The sequence below is a fragment of the Bacteroides ndongoniae genome (genome assembly GCF_900108345.1).
In the GTDB taxonomy this organism is placed as follows: domain Bacteria; phylum Bacteroidota; class Bacteroidia; order Bacteroidales; family Bacteroidaceae; genus Bacteroides; species Bacteroides ndongoniae.
On the sequence record NZ_FNVV01000013.1, the window covers coordinates 61,193 to 75,496 of the forward strand.

Genomic DNA, 14,304 nt, shown 5'->3' on the forward strand with positions numbered 1-14,304 from the left:
GCATTCGGATGACGAAAACAGACTGTTACACGGTCGGTTTTCTATCCGGGTTTGGCTTATGATGCCACAGCTTCATCCTCTGGCTGCCTCAAAAAGCTGAAAACAAACCTGCACGGCAAACGAAAGCAGGGAAAAAGAAAAATCAGCATGATAGTTCAACCAATTAAAAGTAAACAAGTATGGTAGAAGAAATTAGACAAGACGACAAAGTGATATTATCGAGCGAAGACGGTTTTTCCGTCCCTATGATTTTCAACAACCTTTGTGGAAAGAATTTCATTGGCAAAGAATACAAGGACTATATCAGGCATATAGCCTTTGAGGAAATGGGACTTAAGCCGGGCATCGTGTCCCATTATCGGGACGGTGTTCTATATAAGAACGGCACAATCCCGGAACTTTGAACAGGTAAACCAAAATAGGAACAGCAAAAATCAAAATTTATACAAATATGGAAACAACAACTATTCATCCGGCAGAAGCCTATCTCCGAAACGAGCAGAATTCCACCTCTTTATATGTAAGGATTGCAGGACAACGTAGGCGATTATTCATCAACCGCAATGAAAACGTCATCGGCATTATTGCGCCAAGAAAACGAAAAAGCGGGTACATCTTCACGGATTGGGCAAGCATTGAGAAGATATACTATCCGTCATCCTCTCCCGAAGATGCAGCGGACATAGGAAAGAAACAGGTCTTGAAATACCAGAAACTTGCCCGACTTGCCACGCATACGAATGATTGGCTTCGCAAAATCGCTAATGCCGATTTGGATAAATCCCTCTACGAGAACCGCATCACGACCGGCACACGCATCGACGGCAAGTGTATCGGACTTGCCACCATCGAGAAGTATTGCAGCAGTTGGGATATGGCTCGTTTCAGAACGGCACTGAAGCAAGGCGAAAAGTTTTCCACCGGACGCTTCGACTTTTGTGGCTATGACGGTACGTTATGGTGTGAGCCACGCGAAAATGGAGATATGGCGGCTGGATTCAGCAAAGAATACAGGAATTGTGGCAACGGCTACTATTATCTGCTTATCAACGATGAATACATGATAGGCTATGACATAGACTGAGTTATATGCAAGACCGTATCGGGCAAAGTCTCGGTACGGTTTGTTGTTCCGATCGACCAACGGCCTTTTATAAAATTCCTTTCTCCCTCATATAGCCTTACATCCTGCGGCCAGTTTGCTTCAAGCAGCCTCACGCATTTTGTGTAACACGTTACATAAAGTGCGTGAAGCCCCTTTTTGCAAAAGGACGGACACGGACAGACTTGGCATTACAGGGGGCGGGATAAATCCTGCCCTCTGTAGTCCCAAGACAGTCCATCGGAAAGTCCGTCCCGGCTGGCCGCCTCACTCTTTTATTCATAAATCTTTCCTTTTCTAACGGATTCCCATTAAACCCAAGTCCGCTGCCGTGCGACCTACGGAACAGAATTTTCCGCAAAGGTAACCGGCGGCTCCAATCCTGCCAATGCCGGCATACTGCCGCAAATGACACGTAAAAATCTTCCTCTCCGCTGTCGAGCGTATTTTTCCGGATCAGCCTTGTCCGATTGTTCCCCGCCACCTTCTGAAAGCAGAAAAATCTTCCCGGCGGTCGCAAACAGACCGAACAAAGGGAAATAGTAATCTTGATTCATGAGTATTACAAAAACAATAATAAGTATGGAAATATTAAAAATAGTAATTCCCAAGTGGAATATAGCGGAAATTACTGGCTATGACCCGATGACAACCTTTTGGCAGGACTTCTCTATGGCAGACAAGTTCGGGAATGAAGCCATAGCTGACACATACAGAAAGGTTAAGGCAGAATGGAAAGATAACTACAAGCATTGGACAGAGCTGTGCCTTGTACTTAATCACAAAATTTGGCAATGGCACGAGCGGGACAACCAGAAAGCCACGCTCTATGACCGCCGAATGGCCAGACGAGCTGCAGGAGTATTACTTTCAAATAACGGATTAAAGCAATCGGTAGGACGGTGTGAAGTCTCCCCACTATAAACTCAAAACTATGACCGCTCAAGAAAAGATACAAAAAGTAACGGAAATATCCCAAAGCAAAGGCTGGAGTATAAGTGTGGATGACAAAAATAAATCAAATATTCAGTTCGACTTCCAACGCTATACCAACTATGGGCAGGATTTTAATTTCAGTGCCGAAATGAAATGTGAGGACATTGATACCCTCATTGCTGACATGGAACAATATTTCGAGGGTTTTGACCCGGATTACGAAGCCTATCTATGGATTGGAAATGATGGGCACGGTAAAAATGGCGCACCTTACCACATCAAGGACATTGTATCGGATATGGAGGAAGCGGAAAAACAAATACACGACTTGTTGGAAGCACTTGAGACAGAATTTATCTAATGCGCATGATGATGATTTATAAGACTAATTCCAAAATGAGCTTATTTTGCTGTTATACAACAAATACTAAATGTAGTATATACTAAGGTTAGTAAAGTAGGATATTAGGAAATATCCCATCAGAAATGATAGAATGCACTACATTTAGTCAATCAGTATTTTAGTATAGTAGTAGATGCTATAATACTAAAATATACAAAAGTAGTAAAATAGTATACACTAATAATAGTAAATACTAAAAATAGTATTATCTTTGTATCAGATATAAAGACACGAAATTATGACAAAAATAATCGCAGTTTTGAACCACAAGGGCGGTGTCGGAAAGACAACTACCACCATCAATCTTGCTGCCGCATTGCAGCAGAAGAAAAAGCGTGTACTGCTCATCGACATGGACGGTCAGGCAAACCTCACGGAATCCTGCGGTCTCTCCATCGAAGAGGAACGGACGGTGTACGGAGCGATGAAAGGCGAATATACCTTACCGGTATTCGAGTTGGAAAACGGTCTTTCCGTTGTACCGTCCTGCCTCGATTTGTCGGCGACAGAATCCGAGCTTATCAACGAGCCGGGGCGGGAATTAATACTAAAAGGGCTGATTGCAAAATTGCTTGAAACCCGTAAATTCGACTATATCCTGATTGACTGTCCGCCCTCGCTGGGTTTGCTGACACTGAACGCCCTCACATCGGCGGATTTCCTGATTATCCCGGTACAGGCGCAGTTCCTCGCCATGCGCGGAATGGCAAAGATTACAAATGTGGTCGGGATTGTCAAGGAACGTTTGAACCCAAACCTAAATATCGGCGGCATTGTCATCACCCAGTTTGACAAGCGCAAGACGCTCAACAAAAGTGTGGCGGAACTAATCAGCGAATCGTTCTGCGACAAGGTATTCAAGACCGTCATCCGGGACAATGTATCATTGGCCGAAGCTCCGATAAAAGGCATGAATATCTTTGAGTATAACAAGAACAGCAACGGGGCAAAGGACTACATGGAGTTAGCAAAAGAAGTGTTGAAATTAAAATAAAAACGATATGGGCAAAAGTGATTCATTGAAAAACGGCATGAGAAGCGGACTGGACGGCTTGCTGTCATCCACCGGGAAGTCCACGCAAAAGAAAGAACCTGCACCGGTCAAAACGGAAAAAGAGCCTGCTGTACATTGCAACTTTGTCATAAACAAAAGTATTCATACCCGGATGAAGTACCTCGCCATCGAAAAGAATATGTCTCTACGGGACATCGTGAACGAGGCGATGAAAGAGTATTTGGAAAAGCACGAGAAATAACCGGTACGGCGGTTGTAGTCCCCATCCGATATACCTTTTATAGCATACCGCTATCTTATGGGCACGTCCACAAGGTAGCGTTTTTCCTGTTTATACCCTCCTGGGTGTTCTCCTGTTCTATTACCTCTTATAACCGCATGGTTGTATTACTTTTTTATTTATTCCACTTGCCGCTTGTCCGGCCTCGTTCCTGCCATCGCCGGTTGGTTTTCCAGACGCAAATTTGGACTGCCGCGCTTGATTTCACCGCTTTGAAGTGCATTTCTCGTAAAATTCTTCCTTCCTGCGAAAGAGTAATTTTCCGGAAAAAGCGTTGAAAATAGCTTGTTCGTCAGTCCCTTGAAGCATCTGTAAATCCCAAGCGGTTCAGGCAGAGAAAAGAACCGAAAAAAGGGAAAATAAAAAAATCAAATATCAACCAATTAAATTTTATGATTATGGCAACAACAGCAGTTCAAGCAGTAGAGAAGAACATCACATCGGTAGCATTGGCAGACATTCAGCCGAGTAACTACAACCCACGTAAGAACTTTGACGAGACAAGCCTTGCGGAACTTGCCGAGAGCATCCGTCAGCAGGGAGTGCTTCAGCCTATCGGTGTGCGCCCTATTGCGGACAACCGTTTCGAGATTGTATTCGGAGAACGCAGATACCGTGCTTCCCTCATGGCTGAATTGGCGGAAATTCCGGCTATCGTCATGGAAATTTCAGACGAGACAGCCGAGGAAATGGCGATTACCGAGAACCTGCAGCGTAAGGATGTGACCCCGATTGAGGAAGCCAACGCCTACCAAAAGCTCATAGACAGCGGTCGCCACGATGTACAGTCCTTGACCGTGCAGTTCGGCAAGACGGAGGCATATATCCGTACACGACTTAAATTCGTTTCCTTGATACCCGAAATCGCTTTGCTGTTGGAGCAGGACGAAATCACAATCAGCGTGGCAAGTGAAATCTGCCGTTATGGGGAAGAGATACAGCGTGAGGTGTACGACCAACATCTGAAAGAGGGGGTGCAGTACAATAGTTGGCGAGGCATGAAAGCTTCCGAGGTGGCACAAAGCATCGAACGGCAATACACCGCAGACCTCAATCGCTATTCATTCGACAAAACCCTTTGTCTTTCATGCCCTCACAATACCAATAATATGATGTTGTTCTGTGAGGGTGGTTGCGGAAATTGCGCCAACCGCGCTTGCTTGGTGGAAATGAACACATCGCACCTTACCGAAAAGGCTATGCGGCTCATGGAACAGCACCCTGCCGTTCCCCTCTGCCACGAAAGCTACAATTACAATGAAGCTGTCATCGACCGACTTACCGCTATGGGCTACGAAGTGGAAAGCCTTAAAACCTATGCAACGAAATACCCCGAAAGCCCCCAAGCACCTCAAAAAGAGGATTATGATACCACCGAGGAATACGAGGATGCAGAAAAGGATTACGGGCAGGAATTGAACGGTTACACCGAAAAATGCGAAGCAATCCGCACCCGAAGCGAAGCAGGAGAAATCTCCCTCTATCTCCGTATTGAGAGCAACGACATTACACTGTGCTATGTTGCAAATACCGCTACCACCGTAAACGGTACAGCAACCGAAATGCCGCTTTCACCTATCGAGAAGTTGGAAAAGCAGGACAAACGCAACAAGGAGATTGCCCTCGAAAAGACCGTTGAAGACACCAAAAAGCGGATTTTAGAGGTCGATATGTCAGAGCGCAAATTTGGACAGGACGAGGAGAAAATGGTGTATTTCTTCCTGCTCTCCTCACTCCGCAAAGAGCATTTCAATGAGGTGGGAATTGAAGATAAAGGTTCTTATTACTACCTTACGAGCGAGGACAAAATGCGCATCATCGAGAACCTTACCGCCAAGCAGAAAGCCGTTATCCGCAGGGATTATCTGATTGCCAATTTCAAGGACGCATTCGGTAACAACGCCACAGCCTCCCTGTTGCTTGGCTTCGCCCAAAAGCATATGCCCGAAGAACTTGCCAATATCCAAGACGGATATAATGAAGTGTACGAAAAGCGGCACCAACGCATTAAGGAAAAAAAAGCCGCTTTGCAGGAACAAGCCACGCAGGAAGCGGAACAACCCGATGAACCGCAACCCGAAGCGGAAGCACAGACCGAACCGCAAACGGAAGAAATAGCTGCCTGACAAATGTTGTTGTCATAACGAATAGGGGGGGGGAAATCCGCCCTCTATTCATTTTTGTATGCTCCGGACAAAGGACCCAAGTACCTCTTTTAACTTTCTGACGAACCCGTCACCACCCACCCTTCCTCCATTCATAGCTTTCGTTTCCTCTCTTTTTTACCATTTTCAACTTCCCTTTTATAGCGTTTCCCCAGCTTCATTCCCTGTCAGCCCCGGTTTGGTTTTATCAGATGCAAAGGTCGGCCGTCGCGCTTGATCCGGCGGCTTGAAATGTATTTCCTGCAAATTCTTCCTTCCCTCAGAAAGAGTAATTGGCAGGAAAAGCCTCCCGTATGAAGCTGTACCGACAACCGTTTACCGCATCTATAAAATCCCAAAGCGGTTCCGACAGAAAGGAATCGAACGGAGGGAATAAAAAACAAATCATTAAAATTCAAGATTATGGACAACATCAAGGAAAGCAAGGAGTACCAGCTCGCCAAAGACTGGGAAAGAGCAGTGAACGATTACGGCTTCAATCCCAAACGGTTTGCAGCCGCTATCCCCGAAATGCACCCCACGCTGCAGCAAAGCCTTTACAGGTTGGTAAAGGAGTGTATCGTGGTCATGGCAGACGAGACACGCAATTACGATGACCGCAACCGTGCATCGCACGAAGAAGCGAAGTGTATCATGGAATACCTCAAGGCAAACGGGAGACATATCCCATTAAGATAACAGGCGTATGAAAACGAAAGAACTACAATTTGACGGCAATATCTACATCTGCCGTATCGTGAAATCCAACGAAGGTGAAGAACTACTTATCGGCTCTACCGCTCTGCTCGATGCACTTCATCCGGGCAGTTTCGAGGACGAGAGCGAAGGTTTTGCAAGTAAGGAAGCCGAACAAATATATGACGAGGTTTTCTTTTTCGCCGATGCGAAGACCCTCAAATTACCGGACGATGAACTCATCACGGAATTAAAAGAGGATAACCCCGAATGGTTCAACTAACATAAATCAATAATCATATTAAAAATCAAAGTTATGGATAAAGAGTATGTAATGCACATCGCACAGACCATCAAAGAACAATTACTGTCATTTACCCCCATACCCGTCTTTATGTCGTGGGGAGTCAGCGAATTTGTCGCTACGGTATTCCAAGAATTACCGGCACTGCGGCTGAAAGTAAACGGACGGTTACACGCCGGATATGTCGTTATCGCTCTCAACGGCTCTGATTACTACGAGGTCTATCTACTGAAAGAAGATGATAGCAATGCAAAGTGTGTCAATGAAGAAGTCTGCTTCGACGAACTGGGCGATGTTATCGACCGGGCTATCGAAAGCGGTACAGACAAGGAGGAATACGATAAATTCTGCGACCGGCAACTTGCCGAACTTTTAAGCGGTACACGAGCTTAAATAAGCGAACTACCATATAAATAACACTGCCCCCATTTTCACGCGGGCAGTGTTATTTGTATGAGGTTGGATGCGTCCAAGCCGCAATATCCTATTATAAACTTACTTTTGAAATTCTTGTTCCACTTTTACCGTTACATACATCTGGTTACGGCTTGTGGGATTGTCCGGCTCCGTCATTTCCAATACCCCTGCACCAATCATCGGATTGATATAGACCTCCATAAGATTTTCCCTATCTTTCAATCCTAAATGTTGCAAAATATCAGATAGGGATTGCGGCTCAACACAGAACTCCAAGATTTGCTCTTTTCTCAAATCCTGCTTGCGAGGTTTTCTTGTCGGGTTTTCATCCCTAACTGCAAGGTCAGCACAACATAGTCCGGACGTGTTTCCTCGGCTACAGTAGGAAGCGGCCAACCCAAAGACTGCCAACCGCTCACAATCTTATCCACACCGCTACCGGCTTTCTCGGCACGCCCCAGACACATGAACATCTAAGTGAGTAGATTGGCAGCAAAGCGAGTGCAGGAAACCGGAACGCTAAAAATACCGAATAAGACCCACACGGCACTATAATATGTTGGCATTCTGCCCTGTATATCCCGTATTTTTCGTACCTTTGCGGCACAAAAACGTATGTATATGGAACAACAAGTTATCCCATCGGATTATACACAATATGCAGAGGCAGTAGAGATAATCAAACATGCCATCGAACGCTGCCGGTATAGAAGTGCGGCTGCGGTCAACAAAGAAACTCTCTCGTTGTATTTTGGAGTGGGGAAATTCGTGTCTGAAAATTCCCGCATCGGCTGTTGGGGTACTAAAGCATTGCCTACCATATCAAAGCTCCTTCAACGGGAGTTGCCCGGTCTGCACGGCTTTTCTGAATCGGGGTTGAAACGGATGCGCTCATTCTATGAGGAATGGAGGACGTTTTTAATTCGTCCAACAGTGTTGGGCGAATTGGAAAACCATTCGTCGGAAAAGGGTACGGCTTTAATTCATCCAACAGCGTTGGGCGAATTGGATATTGACGAGCATCTACTGCTGCAACTTATCGGGCAACCGGTCAATACCGAATTTACCTGGGACGATTTTGTCAAGATTAGCTTTTCACATCATATTGAAATCCTGACTCGTTCAAAAGACATCGCAGAACGATTGTTCTATATCCATTGTGCCGCTCAAAATGCGTGGTCGCTATCCTCTCTCAAAAATTACTTGAAAGAAGACATCTATTCAAATCGCGGATCTTTGCCGAGCAACTTCCTTCAAGTGCTGCCCGAAGCCATTTATGCCGTAAAAGCGACATTGGCGTTCAAGGATGAGTATATGCTCGAAATGGTTAATCTGGAGAATGTGGGAGAACGCGAACAGGACTGGAACGAAAAGGTCATCGAAAACCAAATCGTAACCAATATCAAGCAGTTCATTCTCCGTTTTGGAAACGACTTCACTTTTATCGACAGTCAGCATCGCCTGATAGTTGCCGGAGAGGAAATGTTTGCTGACCTTGTATTCTTCAACAGAGAACTGAATGCCAGCGTAATCGTGGAATTGAAACGGGGCAAGTTCCGCCCGAATTATCTCGGACAGCTTAGCGGTTATCTGACTGTATATGATATGACCGACAAGAAACCGCACGAGAACCCTTCAATCGGTATTGTCCTATGTCAGGATGCCAACCGCCAATTTGTCGAAATCATGGTGCGCGACTATGATAAGCCTATGGGCGTGGCGACATACCGCACAGCCCAAGAAATGCCGGAAAATTTGCGCAAGACTCTACCGGACATCGACAAATTACAAAATCTGCTGTCGGAAAACGATTCCAAATCGGAAACTGTCAGATGATTCATTTATGTCCGCAAGATTTCGGGTAGCTGAATGGAATACAAAAATCCCTGCAATAACCACGTAAATTATTGCAGGGATTTTGATTTATTTCGCCCCACGCTTGTTCAGTACATCCGCTATCATGTCTTTTACATCCTGTCCGACTTGTATGAAATTTTTATACAAGATGCGTTCCCGTTCCTCCCTCGACTTGAAAGTGTAGAACTTCGGTAGCGGTACATAGGCCGCTTCCTCCGCTTTTATCTCCCTCATATCGAAATCCGTCTTGCAGAAGAACTTTGTAGTCTTGAACTCTTCCGACTCCTGAATGTTCATCGAGCCTCCCGTACCGGTTTTCGTCTTCACGAAATCACGTGCCGTCTGTCCGCAAATCCATCCCGTCGCCATATCCGAAATTTTCGAGGCGGGTACAAGACTGTCCATGTTCTCATTGAGATTGATACTCGTTTTGTCCCGGTCGATCGTCACGCCCTTTTTGACCTGTACCACCTTGCCGAAAATGTCATTCGACAACCATTCCAGTGTCTCTTTTGCGCGAGCTGAACCGCTTACCACGTTGCCCACTGTCGTGATGATTTTTTGCATTCCCACTTTTCCGTAGTCAGCCTCCAACTGCGGCAACTCCTGAAAACCCAGCGTTACGCTTACCTTGTTGCTTCTCGCCGTACCTATCAGTCGGTCTATCTTGTGGAAATACAGTGTCGGTAGCTCATCCACGATGATGCTGACCGGAATATTTTTCCCCTGCCCGGTGTTCACACGGGTAACGAGACGGTTCAATATCAGAGCGTTCAACGCTCCGATGATACTTTCCATTTCCGGATCGTTGGCTATCAGCAGATAACTGGGTGACTTGGGGTCACTAACTTTCAGGTCGAAATCGTCCCCATCCTTGTGGAATATCCAGTAAGATTCCTTTGTAGCCAAACGGCTGGTATAGACACGCAGCGTACCTATCATACCTTCCAACTGTTCCATCGCCTTGTTTTTGAAGGCCGTTTGGAACGGGCCGAGCAACGGCGCGACCTCGTTGTCCGTCTCAAGTACCTCAAAAATAGTCTGGTAGCTCTCATTGAGAAATGAAAGGATATGCGGCATATCCGAGTATTTTCCAAGCCAATAGGCAGGTTCCACGATGCTGCCACCCTCACGGTCACGAACGACACCCGTCGGCTTCCAGAACTTCGTCTGCGGATCTTGCCGTTTCTCCGCATACAGTTTCTTTCCGTTTGCATCGTAGGGTTCCCGCTCGTAGTTCACGAAAAAGTAGATACAGGCGGCAAGAAAGTTCACGGCAGAAGTCTGAAAGAACTGGTCACTGCCTCCGCCTCCCTCTTTCTTGCCTTTCTGCAGGGATTCCAACAGGGTTTCCGCCGTTTCGCTCGCCGCCGCAAGATTATTGATGTACTTTGCCTGAATGGGGTTCACCCGTTTGCTGTACTCCACATCCACGAAGTTGATGATGTTGAACTTGCATCCTTTTGGCACTTTGCCGAGCTTCTGGTTTTTCTTGTAATGATAGTAAAGTTTAGTGGCAAGTGTCGGAAATTTGTAGTCATAGACCACCATCGCGAAGCCCTTGGCACTATGTTGGCGGATGAACGGTTCTATGATACTGAACGTCTTACCGCTACCTGGAGTTCCAACCACCCATGTTCCTCTGAAACAGTTGCTTATCGACACCCATCCCTTGCGAAATTTACCTTTGTAATAGTACCGCATCGGTATATTCACGCTATACTGGTTCTCATCCTTCTCTTCGCTCTGCTCGAAACTTTCATTCTCGAAGTTAAACCGGTCTTTACCCAGTCCCTCCTTGATGAACTTCGAGATGTTATCCAATGCGATATGCACCAATATCACACCGACCAGCGTAGCCGCCATATAGAAGATGATGTTCAGCGGCAGGGTGTAGAGCCTCGTTTCCATCGTATGATGGTACAGCCACACGGAGAACACAATCAAGAACAATCCGCAGATAAGTGGATATAACACTTGCCTGCGTGCGTCAAACTCCAAGTGTTTTTTGTTGCGTGTGCCGATACAAGTGATGCAGATGAGTAGGAAGGTCGCTATCTTACTATACACGAGGTTGCCGTCGTTATAGATCATCCATCGCTTGATGCGCCCGTGTATATCAATCAATATGCCGCCCCAGTGGTCGAGCATGGCAAGGTCTATGGCATACTCGAAGAACTCCATCAGCACGGAGATATAGATGACCGCACGGAATATTTTGTAAAATCCTTGTAGTTCCTTGCTTTCTTCCATTGTCTTTGTCCTTTCCCTCTTTTCGTTCCTACCTGTTCAGTGTGATAATCGGCCGCACCTTGTGCGCCTGTGTCTTCGGGGTCTCCTGCATCGCACCGCTTCCTGTCGAGTAAAGCCACGCTTTCGCCGTTTCCTGTCCGGTTACCTCCGTCGATGTCCAGTACCAGCAGTCGTTTTCATCCAACGGCAGCGGATGGCCGCCACACCGTTCGATGACAGGATTGACGGTTTCCCGGACGGCATACAGCAGCCGCATCTGTGCCACCGACGGGATATAGGCACTCTGTCCGTACCGCCACAGGTCAAAGACCGCTTCCGCCATAGGCGAAGCCGTCTCCCGTGTGTCGTACAGCGCAAAGGTGTTCATGTTCCCGTCCAAAGCCTCGATGTCGGCCGACGTCCCTTGTGCGACACCGAGGCTGTCGGCAAAAGCTGCCGGAGCAATGTCCCACAGGTAAACCGCATAGCCGTTCCCTTCCGTACCTTCACGGTGTTCGGTATCGAAGACAACCGCTATTGCCCGTTTTCCCGACTGTTCATACTGTACGTAGGATAAAGCCGTACCGTCCTCGCAGAGAATATGTCCCGGACGTACCGCCGTATCAGGTACGTCGATATGGGCGTCACAGGCAGCGCACAATACCGCCGTCACTGCCATTGCAAACCATTGAATCTTTCGTATCATGTTATTTTCGTTTTTTGTTTTTCCTTTATTTTATCGGCAGTTTCACCCCCAGCACGATACCTGTCCGCAGCAAATCCGCCCCTTTTATCATCATGTCACTCTTTACCTGCCAGAACAGTGTGCATCCCGACCGCAGCACATAATTGTGCTCGTAACCCACATGGATTCCGGCAAGAAACTTGTTCGTGTCGCTCCCTGCCGAAGCTCCGATACGCAAGTTGCCGTAATGGTTGCGTCCACGCACCACACAAGGTTTGTACGCCACACCGAAACCGTAAGTGCGATAGTTGCGCCAGAAGGATTCCGGACAAATATGACCGCAAGATTTACATTCCGTCCATTTCAGATAGCCGTTGGCGAAAAACTCCCACGCATGGCGGTAGTTCATTTCATGTTCGTAAGCAAGCGTTACGTCCATGCCGTTCTCATACAGCAATCCCACTCCAAGCGAGAGGCGGCCGCTGTTACGCTGCGCACTTGCATTCATGAAGACGCACATGCAGGCAAGCATCAGTATTATCGTCTTTTTCATCGTCATTCCTCCTCCAATAAAGCGGTGTTAAATGAATCGGCCGACAGCACATCCTCGTAGTCAATGTTCAGGCTGATATTGCGCCCGCTGATTTGTTGTTCCGTCATTTCGATGGTCAGCAGCTTGTCGTTCGGAAAGGTCATCTTTTTCACGACAATCACGTTCCGGTAGCCGTGCTTGAACGTCTTGCCGTGTTCCAATACCAGGGCAGGCGTCAGCTCGATGGTCTGCGCGTTGGTTGCCTTCGAAAGTTTCTTGTCCGACAGTTTCACCCGTATCTCGTCGATGTCGAAACGGATGTTCGTTTTGTTCTCGATGGAAAAGTCGATGAAGAAATAGTCGCCCACCGAGTAAATATTGTTCAGGCGCATTACCATTCGGTGCGCCTTGGTCGCCACGTTGCGGATTTTCGCGGGCGAGTTCCACACCCGTCTTGCAAAACGCACCATGTCGGCTGTGGACATCGAGACCGTAGGATTGTTGTAGGCATCCCGTTCCTGTAGCTGAATTTCCTTGTCTGCCACCGCCTCGCTTATCCGCGTGGTGTAGATGAGTGCATACTGCGTGCGATAGCGTTCCGTTACGATGGTGACGATGGCCAGCACTTCACCGTCCTCGTGTCCCGTCTCTTTGGGCTTCAACCGGATGATGTTCTCAATGGGTTGGTCGCCCGCCACCTTGTCTGTGGAAATATCCACGAAGCGGACCGGTTCCGTGGCTGTGATGACGGTCGTTACCTGTTCATTGACAGTCAGCCGTTCCATCTCTTCGTATGTACGCTGAGCCTGTGCGTTCCGTGTGGCAAAAAGTCCTGCCGCCAGAAGAAATGCAGTTACAATTATTTTCTTGTTCATATCGTTTCTGTTGATATTGTTTATTTCTTTATTTCCCTTATTTCGCTTTCTTTAATCCATGACCACGTTCCAGTTCCTCCCGAATCCGTCGTCCGACAATTTCGCAATACGTCGGTTCAATCTCGAATCCGATGTAATGCCGCCCCGTGCGGATGGCGGCAATGGCGGTCGTACCCGAACCGATGCAGTTGTCCAGCACCACATCGCCCTCGTTGGTATAGGTACGTATCAGGTACTCTATCAAGGCTACCGGCTTCTGTGTCGGATGATAGAATGCTCCTGTCTTGTGTTCCTTGGGTATGGAAATGACAGAGGTCGGGTACTTGTCTTCGGCAACACGCACCGGAGCCAGTTTCATTTCACCGTAACAGCGGTTCGTGAAACCGTCCGTCTTGCGGCGTCCATGATTCCTCCGTTCCGGTGGACACGGCGTCATTTGAGGATGATATACCGGCTGACGGTCGTAGAACACGATGATGTCCTCATGCTGGCGTAGCGGCATCCGGTTGGCATTCAGGTGACCCGTTACCCGGTCTTTCCGCCACACGAGGTTATACCGCCACATCCGGGGTTGCGAGAGCATGAGTTGCGCCGAGAAAATGCCCTGCGCAAAGAGGATAACGGGGCTTCCCGGCTTGGTGATCCTGCGGTACTGTTTCCACAACGCTTCGAGCGGTATCTGCCTGTCCCAGTGTGCCGCCTTGTTGCTACGGTTCAACACGCCGTAAGGCAAATCCGCTATCACGGCATCGACACTGCCGTTCGCCATGAGCTTCATACCCTCGATACAGTCCATATTATATATGTTGTCAATCTCTATCATGGC

The 14,304-nt window shown here is 47.4% G+C and carries 19 protein-coding genes; 11 read left to right on the forward strand and 8 right to left on the reverse strand.

Annotated features, from left to right (window positions below):
* The first annotated feature begins 179 nt into the window (after window positions 1-179).
* Window positions 180-404 carry a DUF7688 family protein gene (locus tag BQ5591_RS04405; protein ID WP_004320520.1) on the forward strand — a complete coding sequence of 75 codons (225 nt, stop codon included), beginning with the start codon at window positions 180-182 and terminating at the stop codon, window positions 402-404.
* A 47-nt stretch (window positions 405-451) separates the two neighbouring features.
* Complete coding sequence (locus BQ5591_RS04410; protein ID WP_004320516.1) at window positions 452-1,084, forward strand: hypothetical protein; 633 nt, start codon at window positions 452-454, stop codon at window positions 1,082-1,084.
* A gap of 356 nt (window positions 1,085-1,440) precedes the next feature.
* Here BQ5591_RS04410 and BQ5591_RS04415 read toward each other — a convergent pair whose 3' ends face one another.
* Complete coding sequence (locus BQ5591_RS04415; RefSeq protein WP_004320514.1) at window positions 1,441-1,659, reverse strand: hypothetical protein; 219 nt, start codon at window positions 1,657-1,659, stop codon at window positions 1,441-1,443.
* 25 nt (window positions 1,660-1,684) lie between these two features.
* On the opposite strand from BQ5591_RS04415, the gene BQ5591_RS04420 reads away from it, so the two are divergent.
* The 8 genes from BQ5591_RS04420 to BQ5591_RS04455 all read left to right on the forward strand — a co-directional run bounded on the left by BQ5591_RS04420 (window position 1,685) and on the right by BQ5591_RS04455 (window position 7,273).
* On the forward strand, window positions 1,685-2,026 hold the full coding sequence (locus BQ5591_RS04420) for a hypothetical protein (protein ID WP_004320512.1): 342 nt from the start codon (window positions 1,685-1,687) through the stop codon (window positions 2,024-2,026).
* A 10-nt stretch (window positions 2,027-2,036) separates the two neighbouring features.
* The gene (locus BQ5591_RS04425; RefSeq protein WP_004320510.1) at window positions 2,037-2,399 is read left to right on the forward strand and encodes a hypothetical protein; all 363 of its coding nucleotides are present in this window, start codon (window positions 2,037-2,039) and stop codon (window positions 2,397-2,399) included.
* A 280-nt stretch (window positions 2,400-2,679) separates the two neighbouring features.
* The gene (locus BQ5591_RS04430; protein ID WP_004320508.1) at window positions 2,680-3,435 is read left to right on the forward strand and encodes a ParA family protein; all 756 of its coding nucleotides are present in this window, start codon (window positions 2,680-2,682) and stop codon (window positions 3,433-3,435) included.
* Window positions 3,436-3,442: 7 nt separating this feature from the next.
* Window positions 3,443-3,697: a hypothetical protein gene (locus BQ5591_RS04435; protein WP_004320506.1), complete on the forward strand. Its 255-nt coding sequence runs from the start codon at window positions 3,443-3,445 to the stop codon at window positions 3,695-3,697.
* 437 nt (window positions 3,698-4,134) lie between these two features.
* Window positions 4,135-5,862 (forward strand): ParB/RepB/Spo0J family partition protein, encoded by a 1,728-nt coding sequence (locus BQ5591_RS04440; RefSeq protein WP_004320504.1) that lies wholly within the window; start codon window positions 4,135-4,137, stop codon window positions 5,860-5,862.
* Window positions 5,863-6,303: 441 nt separating this feature from the next.
* Window positions 6,304-6,579 (forward strand): hypothetical protein, encoded by a 276-nt coding sequence (locus BQ5591_RS04445; RefSeq protein WP_004320502.1) that lies wholly within the window; start codon window positions 6,304-6,306, stop codon window positions 6,577-6,579.
* 7 nt (window positions 6,580-6,586) lie between these two features.
* On the forward strand, window positions 6,587-6,859 hold the full coding sequence (locus BQ5591_RS04450; RefSeq protein ID WP_004320500.1) for a hypothetical protein: 273 nt from the start codon (window positions 6,587-6,589) through the stop codon (window positions 6,857-6,859).
* 33 nt (window positions 6,860-6,892) lie between these two features.
* Window positions 6,893-7,273, forward strand: a complete 381-nt coding sequence (locus BQ5591_RS04455) for a hypothetical protein (protein ID WP_004320499.1) — start codon at window positions 6,893-6,895, stop codon at window positions 7,271-7,273.
* A gap of 102 nt (window positions 7,274-7,375) precedes the next feature.
* Here the strand turns inward: BQ5591_RS04455 and BQ5591_RS21985 are convergent, their stop codons facing one another.
* A complete protein-coding gene (locus BQ5591_RS21985) occupies window positions 7,376-7,498 on the reverse strand; it encodes a Fic family protein (protein WP_004320497.1) in 123 nt (40 codons plus the stop codon).
* Window positions 7,499-7,587: 89 nt separating this feature from the next.
* Window positions 7,588-7,770 (reverse strand): hypothetical protein, encoded by a 183-nt coding sequence (locus tag BQ5591_RS04465; RefSeq protein ID WP_008782490.1) that lies wholly within the window; start codon window positions 7,768-7,770, stop codon window positions 7,588-7,590.
* Between the two features lie 148 nt (window positions 7,771-7,918).
* On the opposite strand from BQ5591_RS04465, the gene BQ5591_RS04470 reads away from it, so the two are divergent.
* Window positions 7,919-9,133: a PDDEXK nuclease domain-containing protein gene (locus BQ5591_RS04470; protein ID WP_004320495.1), complete on the forward strand. Its 1,215-nt coding sequence runs from the start codon at window positions 7,919-7,921 to the stop codon at window positions 9,131-9,133.
* A gap of 87 nt (window positions 9,134-9,220) precedes the next feature.
* Here BQ5591_RS04470 and BQ5591_RS04475 read toward each other — a convergent pair whose 3' ends face one another.
* From BQ5591_RS04475 to BQ5591_RS04495, 5 genes are read right to left on the reverse strand one after another with little or no spacing between them, the layout of a single operon-like run.
* Window positions 9,221-11,407, reverse strand: coding sequence for a type IV secretory system conjugative DNA transfer family protein (locus BQ5591_RS04475; RefSeq protein WP_004320491.1), 2,187 nt, complete (start codon window positions 11,405-11,407; stop codon window positions 9,221-9,223).
* Between the two features lie 28 nt (window positions 11,408-11,435).
* Window positions 11,436-12,092, reverse strand: a complete 657-nt coding sequence (locus BQ5591_RS04480; RefSeq protein WP_004320488.1) for an Lcl C-terminal domain-containing protein — start codon at window positions 12,090-12,092, stop codon at window positions 11,436-11,438.
* Window positions 12,093-12,117: 25 nt separating this feature from the next.
* Complete coding sequence (locus tag BQ5591_RS04485) at window positions 12,118-12,630, reverse strand: hypothetical protein (RefSeq protein WP_004320486.1); 513 nt, start codon at window positions 12,628-12,630, stop codon at window positions 12,118-12,120.
* Window positions 12,627-13,478, reverse strand: coding sequence for a conjugative transposon protein TraN (traN, locus tag BQ5591_RS04490; RefSeq protein WP_004320485.1), 852 nt, complete (start codon window positions 13,476-13,478; stop codon window positions 12,627-12,629). The genes BQ5591_RS04485 and traN overlap by 4 nt, the downstream gene beginning before the upstream one ends.
* A 37-nt stretch (window positions 13,479-13,515) precedes the next feature.
* The gene (locus tag BQ5591_RS04495) at window positions 13,516-14,301 is read right to left on the reverse strand and encodes a DNA-methyltransferase (protein WP_004320483.1); all 786 of its coding nucleotides are present in this window, start codon (window positions 14,299-14,301) and stop codon (window positions 13,516-13,518) included.
* Between the last annotated feature and the right edge of the window lie 3 nt (window positions 14,302-14,304).

Bases quoted from the DNA above. Each gene is read 5' to 3' on its own strand.
- BQ5591_RS04445 (WP_004320502.1), top strand. From the start codon at position 6,304: ATGGACAACATCAAGGAAAGCAAGGAGTACCAGCTCGCCAAAGACTGG.
- traN (WP_004320485.1), bottom strand. From the start codon at position 13,478: ATGAACAAGAAAATAATTGTAACTGCATTTCTTCTGGCGGCAGGACTT.
- BQ5591_RS04435 (WP_004320506.1), top strand. From the start codon at position 3,443: ATGGGCAAAAGTGATTCATTGAAAAACGGCATGAGAAGCGGACTGGAC.
- BQ5591_RS04430 (WP_004320508.1), top strand. From the start codon at position 2,680: ATGACAAAAATAATCGCAGTTTTGAACCACAAGGGCGGTGTCGGAAAG.
- BQ5591_RS04450 (WP_004320500.1), top strand. From the start codon at position 6,587: ATGAAAACGAAAGAACTACAATTTGACGGCAATATCTACATCTGCCGT.
- BQ5591_RS04465 (WP_008782490.1), bottom strand. From the start codon at position 7,770: ATGTTCATGTGTCTGGGGCGTGCCGAGAAAGCCGGTAGCGGTGTGGAT.
- BQ5591_RS04425 (WP_004320510.1), top strand. From the start codon at position 2,037: ATGACCGCTCAAGAAAAGATACAAAAAGTAACGGAAATATCCCAAAGC.
- BQ5591_RS04455 (WP_004320499.1), top strand. From the start codon at position 6,893: ATGGATAAAGAGTATGTAATGCACATCGCACAGACCATCAAAGAACAA.
- BQ5591_RS04475 (WP_004320491.1), bottom strand. From the start codon at position 11,407: ATGGAAGAAAGCAAGGAACTACAAGGATTTTACAAAATATTCCGTGCG.
- BQ5591_RS04485 (WP_004320486.1), bottom strand. From the start codon at position 12,630: ATGACGATGAAAAAGACGATAATACTGATGCTTGCCTGCATGTGCGTC.
- BQ5591_RS04495 (WP_004320483.1), bottom strand. From the start codon at position 14,301: ATGATAGAGATTGACAACATATATAATATGGACTGTATCGAGGGTATG.
- BQ5591_RS04415 (WP_004320514.1), bottom strand. From the start codon at position 1,659: ATGAATCAAGATTACTATTTCCCTTTGTTCGGTCTGTTTGCGACCGCC.
- BQ5591_RS04480 (WP_004320488.1), bottom strand. From the start codon at position 12,092: ATGATACGAAAGATTCAATGGTTTGCAATGGCAGTGACGGCGGTATTG.
- BQ5591_RS21985 (WP_004320497.1), bottom strand. From the start codon at position 7,498: ATGGAGGTCTATATCAATCCGATGATTGGTGCAGGGGTATTGGAAATG.
- BQ5591_RS04470 (WP_004320495.1), top strand. From the start codon at position 7,919: ATGGAACAACAAGTTATCCCATCGGATTATACACAATATGCAGAGGCA.
- BQ5591_RS04440 (WP_004320504.1), top strand. From the start codon at position 4,135: ATGGCAACAACAGCAGTTCAAGCAGTAGAGAAGAACATCACATCGGTA.
- BQ5591_RS04405 (WP_004320520.1), top strand. From the start codon at position 180: ATGGTAGAAGAAATTAGACAAGACGACAAAGTGATATTATCGAGCGAA.
- BQ5591_RS04420 (WP_004320512.1), top strand. From the start codon at position 1,685: ATGGAAATATTAAAAATAGTAATTCCCAAGTGGAATATAGCGGAAATT.
- BQ5591_RS04410 (WP_004320516.1), top strand. From the start codon at position 452: ATGGAAACAACAACTATTCATCCGGCAGAAGCCTATCTCCGAAACGAG.